The following is a 17,573-nucleotide window of genomic DNA, read 5'->3' as shown; positions in this document are numbered from 1 at the left end:
CAGACGCAAAAGCACCCATTTCGCAGCGAAATTGGGGGCTTTTGCGTCTGCTCGGCGTTAAATGGTGCGGTGAGCCTCAAACGACGCGTCGTGCACAACGTTCAGCGGCTGGTGGTCAACCCGATTGGGCGGCGCATGCCGGTGACCATGCTGGAAACCACCGGCCGCAAATCCGGACAGCCGCGGCGCACCGCGGTCGGCGGCCGGGTGGTCGACAACCAGTTCTGGATGGTCTCCGAGCACGGCACGCACTCCGACTATGTGCGCAACATTCAGGCCGATCCGCGGGTGCGGCTGCGCATGCACGGCCGCTGGCGCGCCGGCACCGCCCACCTGCTGCCCGACGACGACCCAGCGGCGCGGTTGCGCCAACTGGGCGGGCTCAATAGCGCGGTGGTCCGCGCGGCGGGCAGCGACCTGCTGACCATCCGGGTCGACCTGGACTGATGGCCTACGACCAGGACCTGGCCAACCGGCTCCGCGAACTGCTCAGCCCCCAGCGTGGTGTCGAGGAGAAGGCGATGTTCGGCGGGCTCGGCTTCCTGATCGGCGGGCACCTGGCGGTGGCGGCCAACCGCAGCGGCGGCCTGCTGGTGCGGGTGCCGCCCGACGACGCCGAGATGTTCCTGCGCCGCGCGCATGTCGAGCCGATGGTGATGGGCGGCCGGGAGATGCGCGGCTGGCTGCGCGTCGACGGCGCCGGGGTGCGCACCACCCGGCAGCTGGCCGGCTGGGTGGACCGGTCGGTCGAGTTTGTCCGCGGGCTGCCCCCGAAGTAGCCGGAAACTGCGCCGATTGTGCGATCGCATACGCTTCGCCGCCGAAAAGCGTATGAAACCGCACCGTCGGCGGGCAGTCGGCGGGCGGCGCCCGCGAGCGGAACGTTAGAGGCCGGGGCGCGGCGGGTACGCCTGCGATATGGCCCAACACGATCAGCGGGTGCGGCGGCTCTTGCAGGTCGCCGGCACCAGCTACGCCGCCGAGGCCGGCATTCGGCTCAAGAACACCCCGATGCCGCTGTTTCAGCTGCTGGTGCTGTGCATGCTGGCCAGCAAGCCGATCGACGCCACGATCGCCATGCGCGCCGCGCGGGAACTGTTCCGCGACGGCCTGCGCACCCCGCGCGCGGTGCTGCAGGCCGATCGGCGCACCATGATCCGCGCGTTCGGCCGCGCCCACTACGTCCGCTACGACGAAAGTTCGGCCACCCGGCTGACCGAGATCGCCACCCGGGTCCGCGACGACTACGCCGGCGACCTACGCAGATTGGCCCGGCGCAGCGACCACGATATGGCCGCGGTGACCCGAATGCTCAAGGAATTCAAGGGTATCGGCGACACCGGCGCCGACATGTTCCTGCGTGAGGTGCAAGACGTGTGGACCTGGGTGCGGCCCTACTTCGACGACCGGGCCACCCAGGCCGCCAAGGCGCTGGGGTTGCCCACCGATGCCAAGAAACTGGGTGACCTGGCGACCGGCCGCAACGCGCAGCTGGCCGCCGCACTGGTGCGCTCGTCGTTGGACGACGAGGTGCGCCGGCAGGTCACCGACTGATCGATGACGGTGCGCATCGGCACCTCGGGCTGGTCCTACGACCACTGGGCCGAGGTGTTGTATCCGTGTGGGCTGACCAGCGGCCGCCGGCTGGCCCGCTACGTCGAGGTGTTCGACACCGTCGAACTCAACGCCAGCTTCTACCGCTGGCCGACCGACGCCACCTTCACCCGGTGGCGCGACCAGCTGCCCGACGGCTTCGCCATGTCGGTCAAGGCCCACCGCGGCCTGACGCATTACCGCCGGCTGGCCTCCCCGGAGCCGTGGATCGACCGCTTCGAGCGCTGCTGGCGCATCCTGGGTGAGCGCGCCGGTGTGCTGCTGGTTCAGCTGCACCCCGAGCAGCGCCGCGACGACGCGCGCCTCGACGCGTTCCTCGCCCGGCTGCCGGACTGGCTGCGGGTGGCCGTCGAACTGCGGCACCCGTCCTGGGACGACGACGGGGTGTATGCGCTGCTGCAACGGCATCGCGCCGCGTATGTGGTGATGAGCGGCGCCGGGCTGGCCTGCATTCCGCGGGCCACCACCGATGTGGTGTACCTGCGGATGCACGGACCCGACCCGAGCGCGCTGTACAGCGGCAGCTATTCGGGCACCGAGCTAGGCCGGTGGGCCGAGCGGATCACCGCCTGGCAGGCCCAGAATCGGCAGGTGTGGGTGTATTTCAACAATGATCCGCACGGCCACGCGGTGCGCAACGCGTTGGCGTTACGCCAGCGGCTGACCGGTCCGGCCGAGTAGGCTAAAGCCCGACATCGGTCGCACCACAGAACGGAGCAGCCCTCATGTCACGATCCGACACGTTCGTCATCATCGGCGGCGGCCTGGCCGGCGCTAAAGCAGCAGAAGCCCTCCGCGGCAACAACTTCGACGGACGCGTGGTGCTGATCGCCGAGGAACAGCGGCTGCCCTACGAGCGGCCCCCGCTGTCCAAGGAATACCTGGCCGGCAAGAAGACGCTCAGCGATTTCACCGTCGAGTCCGCCCAGTGGTACCGCGACCACGACGTCGACCTGCGGCTCGGGGTCCGCGCGGTGTCGCTGGATCCGGCCGCCCGCACCGTGGGTTTGTCCGACGACGGCACGGTGTCCTACGACAAGCTGCTGCTGGCCACCGGATCACGGTCGCGCCGCCCGCCGATCCCGGGCTCCGACGCCACCGGGGTGCACTATCTGCGCACCTTCGACGACGCCGAGGCGCTGGATTCCGTGCTGGCCCAAGGTTCTTCGCTCGCGGTGGTCGGGGCGGGGTGGATCGGGCTGGAGGTGGCGGCCAGCGCCCGGCAACGCGGTGTGCAGGTGAGTGTGGTCGAGATGGCCCCGGTGCCGCTACAGGCTGCGCTGGGTACCGAACTGGGCGAGGTGTTCGCCAAGTTGCACCGCGAGCACGACGTCGACCTGCGGCTGGGCGCCAGTGTCGCCGAGATCAGCACGGCGGGCGGGGCGGCCACCGGGCTGCAACTCGGGGATGGGACGCAGATCAGCGCCGACGCCGTGCTGGTCGCCGTCGGCGCCCAGCCCAACATCGAGTTGGCCGACGCCGCCGGCCTGCAACTGGGCGACGGCGGTGTGCTCGTCGATGCGTCGCTGCGCAGCAGTGACCCCGACATCTACGCCGTCGGCGACATCGCGGCGGCCCAGCATCCGCTGCTGGGCACCCGAATCCGCACCGAACACTGGGCCAATGCGCTCAAGCAGCCGGCCGCCGCGGCGGCCGGGATGCTGGGCGAGCACGCCGAATACGACGAGCTGCCGTATTTCTTCACCGATCAGTACGACCTGGGTATGGAGTACGTCGGGTACGCGGCCAGCTACCAGCGGGTGGTGTTCCGCGGCGACGTCGACGGCCGCGAGTTCGTCGCGTTCTGGCTCGACGGCGACAACCGGGTGCTGGCCGGGATGAACGTCAACATCTGGGAGGGCCTCGACGACATCAAGGAACTGATCCGGTCGCGAGCGCCGGTGCACCCCGACGCACTGGCCGACAGCCGGGCGCCACTGAGCGCGTTGCTGAATTAGCTACTGCCTCAAGCGGTTCCCTCGGGGGCGGCCACCGGCGACCAGGCGTGGTCGAAAACGTCCGGCAGATGCAGCGCCTGCAGGCGTTCCCGTTCGGCGCGGCGGCGTTTGATCCGTAGCCGAGCGTCGGCGGACATGGTCAGCAGTTCCTCGCAGGTCAGGTAATACACGTCGTCGACGGCGTCCAGCAGTTCGGCACGCACCCGCCGAGACCCGATCTCGCGCAACGTCATCCGTAGCTCGTGGGTGAACCGCATGGTCGCGTCGTAGGCCGTTTCCCGAGAGACCAGCGTATTGGTCACCATCCGCTGCGCCAGGGTCGCGGACCCGGGCGTCGGGGCCGGCACCGCGGCCGCGGTTCCGGCGGCCGCCGCCGTGGTCAACAGCAGGGCGCGGTCGTCACCGAACACCGGATTGGCCAGCTCGGCCTCCCCCGGCCCGCGATGCCCGATCCGGCCGGCGACGGCATCGACGGCGGCGGCGAACCGCGGTGACACCGCGCGGATCCCGGCCAGGTCGCCCTCGGCGGCCAGCTCGCGCAGCCGCGGATTGCGCTGCAACACCTCGACCAGCGACGCGGTCTCGTCGGCCACCCGTCGGCTTTCCAACACGGCACCGAAACCGACGGCGGTGCTGGGACCGACCGCGCCGGTGTGCTCCACCGCGGCCGCCGTGACCCCGTTGTCCACCACCCACAGCGCGATCAGACTCCAGCCCTGATGGATTCGGTCCCGCAGCAGCTGCAACCGCACCTCGAGTCGGGCGTCCGGCAGCGCCGCCAGCTGCGCGGCTTTCAGGTGGGCGGCCGCCGCGGCGGCCCGGTATGCCTCGGTGTCGGTTTTCAGGTGGCGCAGCATGGCCAACGCCCGGGTCACCACGATCGCCCGGGCCGCCGGCACCGGCAGGCTGCCCGCCGAGCGGGGCCGGCCCAACGGGAACAGGTCGTGGGGATGTCCGCCGAGGGCCCGCTCGGTCAGGGCGTGCTCATCCCAGCCGGGCAGCTGGCCGGCCACCACCGCACTGGTGGACACCCCGATGTAGGGGCGGTGACCGAACACCGCGATACCTCGGCTCTCCCATTCGGTGGCGACCACCCCGTGCAGCGCCAATACCTGCGCCATTTCCCGGCTGGCGATCCGCAGCCCGGCCAACTGCACATCGAGGGTCATCGGGGTCAGCGGACCGGCCAGCGCATCGGCCAGCGTGGTGGCGCTGAACACCGGGAACCGTGGATCGATGCGGTCGTCGAATTCCCCCTCCAGCCCGTCCGGCGCCGCGCAGTCCAGCGCGGCACCGTCGCACGGCTCCCAGCCCGGCGCGGTTTCCACCGGCAGCGGCAGGTGTCCGGACACCTCGGTGGCCCCGGCGATGGCCAGGCGGCGGCCGGTCAGCCCGCGGACGGTGTCGGTGACCGCGTCGGTGGCCGGCCACCCGCATTCGAACGTCCAGTCGTCCTGCAGCGCCGCCATATCCAGCTCCGGCATGGGTTGCGGCCAGCTGGCGATGCGGTGGGTGTGCGGCTGCCGGGTGGCGGTGCGCAGCAGCCGGTGCGCGGTCGTCATGTCGACGGTGTCCGGTGTCGCGAGCTCGACGAGCCCGGTCCGGTCGGTGCCCACCGCCTGCACCAGGAACCGGACCAGGTCGTCGAAGTGCAGCAGCCGCATCGTCTGCGGGGACATCTTGGCGCGCAGCAGGCTGGCGACGGTGCGACACACCGCCCAGTCCAGCTGCCGCCCCACCAGCGGCGCCACCCGAATGATCAGGCTGGGGGCCCACGCCGACGCCACCAACTGTTCGGCGTGGCGATACAGCTCCGGTTGGCCGGCGGCGTGGGACACGAACAGCAGCCGCGCGCCGGCCCGGGCGGCGGCGTGGCTGACCTGCACGACGCCGTCGATGCCGGCGCTGCCGGGGGCGCTGGCCTCGATCGGGGCCAGGTGCACGACGACGTCGGCGTCGTCGGTCAGGTCGTCCAGGACCGCGCCGGCCAGCGGCGCGCAGACAAAATCGACCTCGGGATCCAGGCGTTCGTGCGGGGTGTCGGCGATGCCGCTCACGGCGTGTCCGGCGGCCAGCAGTTGTCGGGCCAGGGAGCGTCCGATCGCCCCGGTGACATCGGTAATCAGAATCTGCACCGCGTCCCACCTCCGCAACGCCTAACTCGACAATAAGCACATTGGCGCGCTTCGCGTAGGTTTTTGTCGTGGCCGTTAGCCCGTCGTTACCTGCCGGCGGGACCGGTGAACCCCGGGTTAGTGCAGGCTTGCGGTGCCGTCGGCGTGCACCGTGACCGCGGCGCCGCCGATATCGTCGCGCACCGTCAGCGCGGCCGCCGCCGGGTCGGTGATCAGCGCGAACGCCCGGGACCCGGCGGGGGTGCGGACCGCCACGAAGGCCTTCTCCGGCTGCCCGTCCCGGTTGTACGGCGTGGTCCACGATTCCACGGTGCCCACGCCCTGCCACTGCGCCGCGGCCGGGCGGGTGGGTTCGCGATCGACCGCGTCCTGCACGTCTTCCCAGCGGAATCCGGACGTCGGTGGTTCGGTGCCGTACACGCAGAAACTGTGTTTGGTCAGGTAGCCGCCGTTGGCGCTGATCAGGCCGCGCCGGCCCGGGTTGGCGACCAGCAGTTCGGCCAGCGTGGCGATGGAATGGCTGACGTAGTTGCTCCACGGACCGCCGGCGAAGGTCAGCCCGCCGGTCACCGTCAACGGCCGACCCGGGTCGTCGGTCGGTAACCCCAGTTCGGTCGCCGCGACCTGGACGGCGGACGGAAAGCACGAGTACAGGTCGACGTAGTCCAGGTCGTCGATGCCGACCCCGGCCAGTTCCAGCACCCGCGCCCCACCGATCCGGATGGCCGGGGAGCGGTGCAGCTCGGCGCGCTCGGCGACGGCGTAGGTGTCGTGGGCATCGGTGCCGGCCTGTGGGAAGACCCACCGTTCGGTCGGGATCTGCAGCTCTTTGGCCCGCTGCACCGAGGTCAGGATCAGCGCGGCCCCCTGGTCGACCATGTTGTTGGAGTTCATCAACTTGGTGTAGGGCCAGCTGATCATCCGGTTCGTCGGGCCCGGCTGACAAATCTCGGCGGCGGTAACCGGTTCCCGGATCCAGGCGTGCGGGTTGCGCACCGCGACCGCGTTGAACCGCGCCCACAGCTCGCCGATGCGGGTGCGGTGCTCCTCGATCGACGCGCCCGCGGCCAGCCGCAGCGCCTGCTCGAACAGCGGGTACACGTAGGCCGGCCGGTCCAGCCGGATCCTGTCCTCGGCCGGGCCGCTCATCGGGACGTTGTCGCCGTTGGTTTCGGCCAGCGGAACGGACTCGTCCTGCTGGGTCCAGACGAGCCTGCCGCCGCGGGCCCGCAGCCGGGTGCGGGTGCGCCAGGTTTCGGCGCCCGCGACCAGCACCACCCCGGCGCGTCCGTGCCAAATGTCCAGGCACGCCTGGTTGACCAGGGATTGCGGGACGTTGCCGCCGACCCCGCTGTAGCGGGTGCTGGGGTTATCGGCGCCGATGTGCTCGCCGAGCAGCCGCCCCGCATCGCGGTAGCGCGCCGAGAGCACGTTGACCACCCGAATGCTGTCCACCGCGGTAAGCACCCGGGCTCCGGCGGCCTCGCGCGCGGCCGCCGCCATCAACGCGACCGGCTCCAGATCGGCCCGTTCCTCGCGCTGATTGAGCTGCCCGTAGCCGATCAGCACCGGTGTGCGGGGGTCGATAGTCACCGGCGCCGCTCCTTCTCATCGTCGCTGGCGAACAGCACCCCGTCGGTGATCAGCTGCTCGATCCGCGCCGGCTCCAGCCCGAGCACGTTCTTGCAGATCTCCCGGGTGTCCTGACCCGGTAGCGGCGCGGGCCGCTGCGGGGCCGGCGGAATGTGCCGAAACGGCGCCGGCCCGGTCTCGGCGGGCAGCGGATGATCGATCAGCGGGTGGGTCATCTCGGCGAACAGCTTGCGGTGCGCCAGTTGCGGGTCCTCGGGGATATCGGGATGCCGGTTCATCGGGCCGGCCGGCACCGCTGCCGCCTGCAGCGCCGCGGCGACCTGCACCGGAGGGCGGGTGCGCGTCCAGGCGGCCAGCTCGGCGACCAGGTCGGCCCGGTTCCTCACCCGGGCGGTACCGGCCGCAAAGCGGGCGTCGTCGACCAGCTGCGGGCGACCCGCCACGGCGGCGACCGAGCGCCAGTCGGCATCCGAACGGATCGAGATCACGCACCATTCGTCGTCGCCGGCGCACGGGCAGACCGCGTGCACGACGGGGTCCTCGTCGATCTGGTCGGCGTGCCCGGCCTGGGCGGCCTGGGTGACGTAGCGGGTGTCGAGTTGGTTGAGCACGACCTCGGCCTGTGAGATATGCACCCGGGCGCCCGCCCCGGTGCGGTGCCGGTGGATCAGCGCGGCCAGCGCGCCGATCGCCGTGACCCGCCCCACCACATGGTCGGGGAACACCGTCGTCGCGTCGTAGAACGGGTGCCGGGCACCGGCCGCGTCGACGGCGTCCGGCGATGTCCACAGCCGGGTGGCCCCAGTGCTGGCGCGGACCAGCGGGCCATACCCCATCCGGGTGCTCCACGGGCCGGTGTCCCCGAACGCGCTGCTCTCGGCGAGCACGATCCGGGGGTTGCGCGCGCGCAACGCCTCGTAAGGAAACCCCAGCGCGGCCAGGGTGCCGGGCTTGAAGTTGGCGAAGACGGCGTCGGCGTCGGCGACCAGGTCGCCGAACAGCCGTTTGCCCTCCGCGCTGCGCAGATCCAGCCCCAACCCCAGGTTGTTGCGGTGCGTCCAGGCGAACGACTCGCTGATGGCGTCGCCGGCGCGGGCCTGCCGCAGCCCGTCGGGGTAGGCCGCGCTTTCCACCTTGATGACCTCGGCGCCCAGATCCGCGAACAGCCGGCTGGTTTCGCCGCCGGCGACGATGATGCCCAGATCCAGGATGCGGATCCCGTCGAACGGGTAGCCGCCGACGGTGCCCGCCGGGGCGCCGGCATCGACCGGGTCGCTGAGCCACCGCGGCTCGCCGGACCCGGCCCGCGGCGCCGGGGTGCGGAAACCGGCGTGCCGGCCGTCGACGGCGAAATAGCCGACCGGCACGTCGGCGCTGACCCCGGCGGCCAGGTCGGTGGACGCCAGCGCACCGACCGCCGTGAAATGCTCGGAGGCCAGCACCCGCGCGGGGGTCAGCACCGCCGCGATCGGCACCCCGTGCGCCTGACCGGCGGCCACCAGCTCGGCCATGGACTTGCCGGCGAACAGCTGCCCGATCAACACGCTAATCGCCGGCCAGGCCGCGAAACGCTCGGCGATCACGTCGTATTTGGGGTCGGCGAACTGTTCGGGCTCCCCCAGCCAGGCCCGCAACCCGCGCCACTGCCGAGGCGCCATCACGCAGATCCGGACGTAGCCGTCGGCGCAGGGGTAGATCGGGTAGGCGTCCTGGTTTTTCGGCCGACCGCGCCACCGGTCGGGTTTGCGGCGGGCCGCCGCGACCTGCCCCTGCGCGCCGAACACCGGGTCGAGCACGCTCACCACCGCGTCGAAGCGGGAGAAGTCGATGTAATCCCCTGTGCCGCACCGCAACCGGTTGTAGTACGCGACGAGTGTGGCCCAGGCGGCCTGCACCGCCGCGGTGGCCGAGGCGATGCCGTCGGGCGGCAGCACCGGGGTGCCGGTGGTGGGGCCGGTGCGCGACAGCGCCCCCGACAGCGCGTAGAACACCGGGTCGGTGGCCCGCCACGCCGACCGCGGACCCGACGCGCCGAAGTCCGAGATCGCCAGCGCCACCAGCTGCCGATGCCGATCGGCCAGCTCGGCGCAGGAGGTGCCGTAGGCCGCGGCTCGCCCCGGCAGCCCGCTGTCGACGACGATGTCGGCGGCGCCGGCCAGCTCGACCAGCCGGCGCCGGTCATCGCGGTCGGCCGGATCCAGCACGATGCTGCGTTTGTTGGCGTTGTGCAGCGCGAACGGGATGCTGGTGCCGGCCAGCGTCGGCCGCTGCGCCCGCGCCGGGCTGCCGCCCGGCGGCTCCACCTTGAGCACGTCGGCGCCCAGGTCGGCGAACAGTCGGGTCACCGGGTCGCCGTCGGCGTCGGACAGGTCGAGCACCCGCAGACAAGACAGCAGCCCGGCGTCGTCGACCATGCCGTCAGCGTAATCGGCAAGTTTTCCGCGTTTGGCTCCCGGTTATTCACCGCTGATGACAAGAATCGGACAGATGAGCACCGCGACACTTCCCGGCGAAGAGCTCGACCTGATCGACGCCTATTGGCGGGCCGCCAACTACCTGTCCGTCGGGCAGATCTACCTGCTGGACAACCCGCTGTTGACCGAACCGCTGGCCCCCGAGCACATCAAGCCGCGGCTGCTGGGCCACTGGGGCACCACCCCGGGGCTGAACCTGCTCTATGCGCACCTCAACCGGATCATCCGCAACCGCGACGCCAACGTCATCTTCATCACCGGCCCCGGGCACGGCGGGCCGGGTTTGGTCGCCAACGCCTACCTGGAAGGCACCTACAGCGAGACCTACACCGGCATCGAGGAGGACACCGACGGCCTGCGGAACCTGTTTCGCCAGTTCTCGTTTCCCGGCGGCATTCCCAGCCACGTCGCCGCCCAGACCCCCGGCTCGATCCACGAGGGCGGCGAGCTGGGCTACGCGCTGGTACACGCCTACGGGGCGGCGTTCGACAACCCGGACCTGGTGGTGGCCTGCGTGGTCGGCGACGGGGAGGCCGAAACCGGGCCGCTGGCCGCCAGCTGGCATTCCAACAAATTCCTCAACCCGGTCCGCGACGGCGCGGTGCTGCCGGTGCTGCACCTCAACGGCTACAAGATCGCCAACCCGACGGTGTTGGCCCGCATCCCGGCCGAGCAGCTCGATGCGCTGCTGTACGGCTACGGCTACCGGCCGATCACCGTGGCCGGTGACGATCCCGCGACCGTGCACCAGCAGCTGGCGACCGCGCTGGATGAGGCCTTCGACCAGATCGCAGCCATCCAGCGGGCCGCGCGGGTGGACGGGGTCACCGACCGCCCGCTGTGGCCGATGATCGTGCTGCGCACCCCCAAGGGCTGGACCGGACCGGCCGTGGTCGACGGCAAGCAGGTCGAGGGCACCTGGCGTGCGCATCAGGTGCCGCTGGCCGAAACCCACGACAATCCCGCCCACCGCGCCCAGCTCGAGGAGTGGCTGCGCAGCTACCGGCCCGCTGAGCTGTTCGACGACGGCGGTGCGCTGCGCCCCGAGCTGCGCGCGCTGGCGCCGCGCGGGGACCGCCGGATGAGCGCCAACCCGCACGCCAACGGCGGGCTGCTGCTGCACGACCTGGACCTGCCGGATTTCCGTGACTACGCCGTCGAGGTCACCGCGCCGGCCACCACCACCCATGAGGCCACCCGCGTGCTGGGCACATTCGTGCGGGATGTGATCGCCCGCAACCGCGACCGGTTCCGGTTGATGGGGCCCGACGAGACCGCGTCCAACCGGCTGTCGGCGGTGTTCGACGCCACCGCCAAGGTGTGGCTGTCGGAAACCACCGCCGACGACGAGCACCTGTCCCCCGACGGCCGGGTGATGGAGGTGCTCTCCGAACACCTGTGCCAGGGCTGGCTGGAGGGCTACCTGCTGACCGGCCGGCACGGCCTGTTCAACTGCTACGAGGCGTTCGTGCACATCGTCGACTCGATGTTCAACCAGCACGCGAAATGGTTGTCGGTCAGCCGGGAACTGCCCTGGCGGCGCCCGATCGCGTCGCTGAACTACCTGCTCACCTCGCACGTGTGGCGCCAAGACCACAACGGCGCGTCGCATCAGGATCCCGGCTTCATCGACCTGGTCGCCAACAAGCGCGCCGAGATCGTGCGGGTGTATCTGCCGCCGGACGGCAACACCTTGCTGTCGGTGGCCGACCACTGCCTGCGCAGCCGCGACTACGTCAACGTGATCGTCGCCGGCAAACAACCCGCGCTGGCCTACCTGGACATGGAGGCCGCGGTCGCGCACTGCACCCGCGGGCTGGGCATCTGGGACTGGGCGTCCACCGCCACCGGCGAACCCGACGTGGTGTTGGCCTGCGCCGGCGACATCCCGACGCTGGAGACGCTGGCCGCCGCCGACATCTTGCGCCGCGAGCTGCCCGAGCTGCCCGTGCGGGTGATCAACGTCGTCGACATCATGCGGCTGCAGCCCGACTCCGAGCACCCGCATGGGCTGCCGGACAAGGAGTTTGACGCCCTGTTCACCCGCGACAAGCCGGTGATCTTCGCCTATCACGGCTATCCGTGGCTGATCCACCGGCTCACCTACCGGCGCGCCAACCACGACGGCATGCATGTCCGCGGCTACAACGAGCGCGGCACCACCACCACCCCGTTCGACATGGTGATGCTCAACAGCTTGGACCGCTTCCACCTGGTGATGGACGTCATCGACTGGGTGGACGGGCTGGCGACGCGGTGCGCCGGGCTGCGGCAACGGATGGCCGACGCCCGGCTGGCCGCCCGCCGCTACACCCGCGAGCACGGCGAGGACGACCCGGAGATTTCCGGCTGGACCTGGGCGTCGTCGTCGCGCCGGTAGAATCGCGGCAATGTCAGCCCAGGAATGCGCGGTGGCCGGGGGGCCGCATCCGCTGAAGTCGCAGCTTTCCGCGCTGCACCATGCCCGCATCTACGTCGACGTCGCCGTCGTCGTGGTGGTGCTGGCGCTGACCAACCTGATCGCGCATTTCACCACGCCGTGGGCCGGGGTGGCCGCCGTGCCGGCCGCCGCGGTGGGCTTGGTGCTGCTGGTGCGCTCCCGCGGGCTGGGCTGGGCCGAGCTGGGGCTGGGCCGCGACCATTGGAAAGCCGGGGTAGGCTACGCGCTGGCCGCGGTGGCGGTGGTGGCCGCGGTGATCGCGGTGGGTGCGCTGCTGCCGTGGACGCGGCCGATGTTTTTGAACAACCGCTACGCGACGGTTTCCGGGGCGCTGCTGGCCTCGATGCTCATCATCCCGCTGCAGACCGTGATCCCCGAGGAGTTGGCGTTTCGCGGGGTGCTGCACGGGGCGCTGAACCGGGCCTGGGGGTTTCGCGGGGTCGCCGCCGCCGGGTCGCTGCTGTTCGGGCTGTGGCATATCGCCACGTCGCTGGGGCTGACCGCCGGCAACGTCGGGTTCACCCGGCTGTTCGGCGGCGGCCTGCTGGGCATGGCCGCCGGGGTAACGCTGGCGGTGTGCGCCACCGCGGCGGCCGGTTTCGTGTTCAGCTGGCTGCGCCGCCGCAGCGGCAGCCTGATCGCGCCGATCGCCCTGCACTGGTCGCTGAACGGGCTGGGGGCGCTGGCCGCCGCCCTGGTGTGGCACCTGTCGACCTGAGCTACACCAGCAGCACCGCGGCGCCGGCGATCCGGCCGGAGCTGAGGTCGGTCAACGCCCGGTCGGCTTCGGCCAGCGGATACTCCGGGGTGGTCACGTTGAGGTGGTGGCGCCCAGCGAAGTCCAGGAAGGCCCGGGCGTCGGCGCGGGTATTCGAGGTCACCGACCGGATCTGGCGTTCCTGGAACAGGTGGCGCTGGTAGTTCAGGGTCGGGATGTCGCTGAGGTGGATGCCGGCGATGGCCAGCGTGCCGCCGCGGTCCAGCGCCTCGCACGCCGGCAGCACCAGCTCGCCGACCGGGGCGAACAGGATGGCGGCGTCCAGCGGCACCGGCGGCGGGTCGGCGGCGCCTTGGGCGGAGGCCGCGCCCAGCTGCAGCGCCAGCTGCTGGGCCCGCTGTCCGCGGGTCATCACGTGGACCTCGGCGCCCTGCGCCAGCGCGACCTGCGCGGTGATGTGGGCGCTGCCGCCGAAGCCGTACAGCCCTAACCGGCCGCCGGGCGGCAGCTCGGCGCGCAGCAGCGCGCGGTAGCCGATGATGCCGGCGCACAGCAGCGGCGCCAGCTCGCTGTCGCTGTAGCCGGTCGGCAGGTGATGCGCGAAGGCGACGGGGACGGTGGCGAATTCGGCGTAGCCGCCGTCGGCGTCCCAGCCGGTGTAGCGCGATGTCGGGCACAGGTTCTCCGCCCCGCGGCGACAGTAGATGCAGGTGCCGCAGGTGTGCCGCAGCCACGCGATGCCGACCCGGTCGCCGACGCTGAACTCCGCGCCGGCCTCGGCGCCGACCTCCAGGACCTCCCCGACCACCTCATGTCCGGGGATGACGTGCTCGCGGTGCACCGGCAGGTCGCCCTCGGTGACGTGCAGATCGGTGCGGCACACCCCGCAGGCGTGCACGGTGACCAGCAGCTCCGTCGGCGCCGGGCGCGGCATGTCGGTGGTCACCCGCTCCAACGGGCCGGTGGCCATCGGGCCGGGTTGGCGCACCCGCCACGCGCTCATGGTCGCGCCCGTCAGTCCCGAGGCCATACCGTCCATGCTGCCCCGCCCGAGTGGGTACCGGCGCTAGGCCGGTCGAGCGGCTAGCTCTTTCGCTGTACCAGCCCGAGCACCCACAACAGGATCACCGAGCCGAGGACCGCGGTGAACAGCGTGAACCACCAGCCACCGCCGGCGGTGTTCAGGACGAAGCTCAGCAGGAAGCCGCCGATCAACGCGCCCACGACACCGATGACGATGTTCATCAAGATCCCGGAACCGCTGCCTTTGACGATCTTGCCCGCGATCCAACCCGCGATCGCGCCGATGATGATGTACCCGATCCAGCCGACGCTGGTCAGCGTGCTCGAGCGAGCGAGATATTCGGTTGCTGCCAGGACATCCATACCGAACCCCTTGCTATCCGGCCGCGCTCAGCGCGGCTGTCTGCGTCTTCCCTCGGGTATACCGCAGCAACGTAACGAATTGGCCCTCAACGGGCCACGATCCACCAAAGGGCGGGAATTAGGCGGGAATTAGGTCGGTGTCCCCGCCGGTGCTGGCGGTGCGGCCGGCGCCGGAGCCACCGCGGGTGCACCGGGAGCGGGCTCTGCCGGGGCGCCGGGCGCCGGCGGAGCGGCCGGAGCGCCGGGAGCCGGCGGTGCCGCGGGCGCACCCGGAGCCGGCGGTGCGGCCGGAGCACCCGGAGCCGGCGGTGCAGCGGGAGCGCCGGGGGCTGGCGGTGCAGCCGGTGCACCCGGGGCCGGCGGTGCGCCCGGGGCGGGCGGGGGCGGCGCCAACGGGCGAATCGACTCGGCCAACACTTTCGCGGCCACCTTGTCCACCGGGTTGTTGGCGGTCCCCAGCCACACCACAAACCAGCGTTGGCTCGGGGTGCCTTGCGCCGTCGCGGGCGTGCCGACCACACCGGTCCAGATCTGGCCGTTCGGCTTGGCGGTGTCGCTGAACTTGACCTCGTAATACGAGGAGCTACCGGTGAGGCCGCCACCGCTGAGCGGGGTGGTCTCCTGGTTGGTCCGTGTGCCGGGGTAGGGCATAAAGAACTCGCCCATATCCGAGCCCAGCCGGGTGGCGGCCTTGGTGTTGTCGCTTTCGGCGCTGGCGTACAGCCGTTGATCCAGCTTGCCGAGCACGATCCGGGTGTCGTTGGCGACCGCCGGCGGTTGGCCGGGTGCCGGCGGCTCCCCGGTCTCCTTGCTCAGCAGCGCCGACCCGTATTCCAGGTGGCTGGCATCGGATTCCACCCAGCCGGGGGGGATGACATAGCTGAAGCCGTCGGGCGCGTCGTCGACCCGACCGGGTTCGGGCGCACCCGGTTCGCCCGGCGGCGGGGGCGGCGCGTTGGGGTCCGCCGGCGGCGGAGGTGGCGCATTGGGATCGGCCGGGGGCGGCGCCGGGGTGTTGGTGTCCGGCGCCGGGGGCGGCGGCTCGGCATTCGCCAAGGTCGCGGGCACCGCGAAGGTCATGGCACCGGCCACGGCCGCCGCTGCCAGCGCCGACCAGATGCCTTTACGTCGGGTCACGTACGGATCCACCTGCTCCATGGCCAGAAACCTACCGTGTTACCTCCGTGACGCAAGTGCGACTTGCGCACGATGCGCGGGATATTTGCCGTCTCGTGACCCGCGACCAGGAACGGCCGGCCCGGTTAGCCGATCGAGGCTGCGGTGACGGCGTCGAGGCTGTGCTCAGGGCGCCGACCCCGCGCTGACGGCGCCGAGCCTGGCCTCACGACGCGTGGTGATGCGGCCCGGCGGCGTGCAGCCCCACCTCGGCGGCCTTGACCGCGAACCACACCCGCTCGCCGGGGCCCAGCCGCAGCTCGGCGGCGGCGTCGGCGGTGATGTCGGCGGCCAAACCCGGTGCGCCGTCGGGCTGCTCCTCCCCCCGCACCCGGATTGCCGCGCCGCGGGAATCCAGTTCGGCCACCGTCACCGCGACGGTGTTGCGCGGGCTGCCCGGCTGCGGCTGCCGGTACACCGCCACCGCCGCCGGCGAAAACACCGCGACCGCGTCGCGACCGGCCCCAAGCCCGTCGTCGGCGGTCCCGTGCCACGCCGATTCCCACGCGGTGTGCAGGGCGCCGTCGTCGCCCAGCACCCCGGTGATCAGGTTGACGCCGGCGATGCGGGCGCCGAACCGGCTGCGCGGTGCGGCCAACACCTGCGCCACCGGTCCCAACTCGGCGATCTTGCCGTCCTCCAGCACCAGCACCCGATCGGCCAGCGTGAGCACATCCAACAGGTCGTGGGTGATCAAGATGATGGCCCGCCCGTCGCGGGCGACCACGGTGCGCAGCACCGCGCGGATGGCCGCCGCGGCGGCCACGTCCAGCCCGGACAGCGGCTCGTCGAGCAGCAGCACCTCGGGTTCGGCGGCCAACGCGCGGGCGATCGCCACCCGTTGGGCCTGCCCGCCGGACAGCTGCCGCGGCTTGCGGTCGGCCAGCGGTTCGGCGTCCACCTCGCGCAGCCAGCGCAGCGCCGCCTCCCGCGCCCGGGCGTGCCCGGAGCGCCACCGGCCCCGCCGGCTGTGCGGCCCGAACGCGACGTTGGCGGCCACGCTCAAATGCGGGAACAGCAGCGGATCCTGCAGCAGCAGGCCCACCCGGCGGTCATGGGTCGCGACGTTGACCCCGGTCGCAGTGTCGGTGAGGACCCGCTCCCCGAGCCGCACGTGGCCCGCGTCGGGCCGCAGCAACCCGGCGATGACGTGCAGCGTGGTGGATTTCCCCGCCCCGTTGGGGCCCAGCACGGCCAGCACCTCGCCGGCGGGCACCGCGAACTGCACGTCGAGGCCGCGGTCGGCCACCACGGCGCGCAGCTGCAGTTCGCTCACTGTCGGCTAGCCCACACCGGTCAGCCTGCGGGTGCCCAGCCCGATCACCACCAGCGCAGCCACCACCACCAGCAGCAGCGACAGCGCGACGGCCGCGTCGGCGTCGGTGACCCGTTGCAGATAGATCGCCAACGGCAACGTGCGGGTGACCCCCTCCCGCGACCCGGCGAACGTCAACGTCGCGCCGAATTCGCCCAGCGAGCGGGCGAACGCCAGCACCGCACCCGAGGCCAGTCCGGGCAGCAGCAGCGGCAGCGTCACCCGCCACCACACCGCGCTAGGTCGCGCGCCCAGCGTGGCGGCCACCACCTCGTAGTCGGCGCCGGCGGTGCGGGCCGCGCCTTCCAATGCGATCACCAGAAACGGCAACGAGACGAAGGTCTGCGCCAGCACCACGGCGGTGGTGGTGAACGCGATGTCGATGCCGGCGGCGTCGAGGTAGCGCCCGATCAGGCCCAGCCGACCGAAGGCGTACAGCAACGCGATCCCGCCCACCACCGGCGGCAGCACCAGCGGCAGCAGGATCAGCGGCCGCAGCAGCCGCACCACCCGGGCTTGGCTGCGCGCCAACACCAGCGCCAACGGCACCCCCAGCAGCAGGCACAGTGCGGTGCTGGCGGCCGCGGTCTTCAAACTCAGCAGCAACGCCGTGGTGGCCGACGGACTGGTGATCAGCGACCAGAAATGCCGCCAGTCCACCTTGACCGCGATCGCCACCAGCGGCAGCACCACGAACGCCGCCGCGGCGGCGGCCGGAAGGTAGACCCAGCGCGGCAGACCGGCGGGCCGGCTCGCACTCACCG

15 protein-coding genes are annotated in these 17,573 nt (G+C 71.6%); 7 read left to right on the top strand and 8 right to left on the bottom strand.

Translation table 11 applies throughout. The annotated features are described in order from the left end of the window. Window positions 1-30: 30 nt before the first annotated feature. The 5 genes from ACAG26_RS12225 to ACAG26_RS12205 all read left to right on the top strand — a co-directional run bounded on the left by ACAG26_RS12225 (window position 31) and on the right by ACAG26_RS12205 (window position 3,572). Window positions 31-447, top strand: a complete 417-nt coding sequence (locus ACAG26_RS12225) for a nitroreductase family deazaflavin-dependent oxidoreductase (protein WP_370482728.1) — start codon at window positions 31-33, stop codon at window positions 445-447. Further along, on the top strand, window positions 447-779 hold the full coding sequence (locus tag ACAG26_RS12220) for a TfoX/Sxy family protein (protein ID WP_370482517.1): 333 nt from the start codon (window positions 447-449) through the stop codon (window positions 777-779). Before ACAG26_RS12225 ends, ACAG26_RS12220 begins: the two co-directional genes overlap by 1 nt. Before the next feature lie 139 nt (window positions 780-918). Continuing rightward, entirely contained in the window at window positions 919-1,554 is a 636-nt protein-coding gene (locus ACAG26_RS12215; protein WP_370482516.1) for an endonuclease, read from the top strand. A gap of 3 nt (window positions 1,555-1,557) precedes the next feature. Next, a complete protein-coding gene (locus tag ACAG26_RS12210; RefSeq protein ID WP_370482514.1) occupies window positions 1,558-2,295 on the top strand; it encodes a DUF72 domain-containing protein in 738 nt (245 codons plus the stop codon). A gap of 44 nt (window positions 2,296-2,339) precedes the next feature. Further along, window positions 2,340-3,572 (top strand): NAD(P)/FAD-dependent oxidoreductase, encoded by a 1,233-nt coding sequence (locus tag ACAG26_RS12205; RefSeq protein ID WP_370482513.1) that lies wholly within the window; start codon window positions 2,340-2,342, stop codon window positions 3,570-3,572. A gap of 8 nt (window positions 3,573-3,580) precedes the next feature. On the opposite strand, the gene ACAG26_RS12200 is transcribed toward ACAG26_RS12205, so the two are convergent. From ACAG26_RS12200 to ACAG26_RS12190, 3 genes are all read right to left on the bottom strand, one after another. Then, window positions 3,581-5,707 carry an NAD-dependent epimerase/dehydratase family protein gene (locus ACAG26_RS12200; protein WP_370482511.1) on the bottom strand — a complete coding sequence of 709 codons (2,127 nt, stop codon included), beginning with the start codon at window positions 5,705-5,707 and terminating at the stop codon, window positions 3,581-3,583. Between the two features lie 117 nt (window positions 5,708-5,824). Next, window positions 5,825-7,300 carry an acetyl-CoA acetyltransferase gene (locus ACAG26_RS12195; RefSeq protein WP_370482510.1) on the bottom strand — a complete coding sequence of 492 codons (1,476 nt, stop codon included), beginning with the start codon at window positions 7,298-7,300 and terminating at the stop codon, window positions 5,825-5,827. Further along, window positions 7,297-9,714, bottom strand: coding sequence for a CoA transferase (locus ACAG26_RS12190; protein WP_370482508.1), 2,418 nt, complete (start codon window positions 9,712-9,714; stop codon window positions 7,297-7,299). The genes ACAG26_RS12195 and ACAG26_RS12190 overlap by 4 nt, the downstream gene beginning before the upstream one ends. Before the next feature lie 73 nt (window positions 9,715-9,787). Here ACAG26_RS12190 and ACAG26_RS12185 point away from each other — a divergent pair, with 73 nt between their 5' ends. After that, window positions 9,788-12,154: a phosphoketolase gene (locus tag ACAG26_RS12185; RefSeq protein WP_370482506.1), complete on the top strand. Its 2,367-nt coding sequence runs from the start codon at window positions 9,788-9,790 to the stop codon at window positions 12,152-12,154. A gap of 10 nt (window positions 12,155-12,164) precedes the next feature. After that, window positions 12,165-12,932, top strand: coding sequence for a lysostaphin resistance A-like protein (locus tag ACAG26_RS12180; RefSeq protein ID WP_370482505.1), 768 nt, complete (start codon window positions 12,165-12,167; stop codon window positions 12,930-12,932). A gap of 1 nt (window position 12,933) precedes the next feature. On the opposite strand, the gene ACAG26_RS12175 is transcribed toward ACAG26_RS12180, so the two are convergent. The 5 genes from ACAG26_RS12175 to ACAG26_RS12155 all read right to left on the bottom strand — a co-directional run bounded on the left by ACAG26_RS12175 (window position 12,934) and on the right by ACAG26_RS12155 (window position 17,571). After that, complete coding sequence (locus ACAG26_RS12175; protein WP_370482503.1) at window positions 12,934-13,962, bottom strand: zinc-binding alcohol dehydrogenase family protein; 1,029 nt, start codon at window positions 13,960-13,962, stop codon at window positions 12,934-12,936. A 53-nt stretch (window positions 13,963-14,015) separates the two neighbouring features. Next, window positions 14,016-14,318 (bottom strand): GlsB/YeaQ/YmgE family stress response membrane protein, encoded by a 303-nt coding sequence (locus tag ACAG26_RS12170; protein WP_370482502.1) that lies wholly within the window; start codon window positions 14,316-14,318, stop codon window positions 14,016-14,018. Window positions 14,319-14,447: 129 nt separating this feature from the next. Next, complete coding sequence (locus ACAG26_RS12165) at window positions 14,448-15,476, bottom strand: APA family fibronectin-binding glycoprotein (RefSeq protein WP_370482500.1); 1,029 nt, start codon at window positions 15,474-15,476, stop codon at window positions 14,448-14,450. 184 nt (window positions 15,477-15,660) lie between these two features. After that, window positions 15,661-16,770: a sulfate/molybdate ABC transporter ATP-binding protein gene (locus ACAG26_RS12160; protein WP_370482498.1), complete on the bottom strand. Its 1,110-nt coding sequence runs from the start codon at window positions 16,768-16,770 to the stop codon at window positions 15,661-15,663. Between the two features lie 6 nt (window positions 16,771-16,776). Next, entirely contained in the window at window positions 16,777-17,571 is a 795-nt protein-coding gene (locus tag ACAG26_RS12155) for an ABC transporter permease (RefSeq protein ID WP_370482496.1), read from the bottom strand. Between the last annotated feature and the right edge of the window lie 2 nt (window positions 17,572-17,573).

Source organism: Mycobacterium sp. pUA109, from assembly GCF_041287095.1.
Lineage (GTDB): Bacteria > Actinomycetota > Actinomycetes > Mycobacteriales > Mycobacteriaceae > Mycobacterium.
Note: the sequence above shows the minus strand (reverse complement) of the source record. Positions and strands in the feature narration are given on the sequence as shown.

What these genes read in the sequence shown, in the direction of transcription:
- ACAG26_RS12215 (WP_370482516.1), top strand. Translation starts at nt 919, where the DNA reads ATGGCCCAACACGATCAGCGGGTGCGGCGGCTCTTGCAGGTCGCCGGC.
- ACAG26_RS12190 (WP_370482508.1), bottom strand. Translation starts at nt 9,714, where the DNA reads ATGGTCGACGACGCCGGGCTGCTGTCTTGTCTGCGGGTGCTCGACCTG.
- ACAG26_RS12180 (WP_370482505.1), top strand. Translation starts at nt 12,165, where the DNA reads ATGTCAGCCCAGGAATGCGCGGTGGCCGGGGGGCCGCATCCGCTGAAG.
- ACAG26_RS12170 (WP_370482502.1), bottom strand. Translation starts at nt 14,318, where the DNA reads ATGGATGTCCTGGCAGCAACCGAATATCTCGCTCGCTCGAGCACGCTG.
- ACAG26_RS12205 (WP_370482513.1), top strand. Translation starts at nt 2,340, where the DNA reads ATGTCACGATCCGACACGTTCGTCATCATCGGCGGCGGCCTGGCCGGC.
- ACAG26_RS12165 (WP_370482500.1), bottom strand. Translation starts at nt 15,476, where the DNA reads ATGGAGCAGGTGGATCCGTACGTGACCCGACGTAAAGGCATCTGGTCG.
- ACAG26_RS12175 (WP_370482503.1), bottom strand. Translation starts at nt 13,962, where the DNA reads ATGGCCTCGGGACTGACGGGCGCGACCATGAGCGCGTGGCGGGTGCGC.
- ACAG26_RS12185 (WP_370482506.1), top strand. Translation starts at nt 9,788, where the DNA reads ATGAGCACCGCGACACTTCCCGGCGAAGAGCTCGACCTGATCGACGCC.
- ACAG26_RS12210 (WP_370482514.1), top strand. Translation starts at nt 1,558, where the DNA reads ATGACGGTGCGCATCGGCACCTCGGGCTGGTCCTACGACCACTGGGCC.
- ACAG26_RS12220 (WP_370482517.1), top strand. Translation starts at nt 447, where the DNA reads ATGGCCTACGACCAGGACCTGGCCAACCGGCTCCGCGAACTGCTCAGC.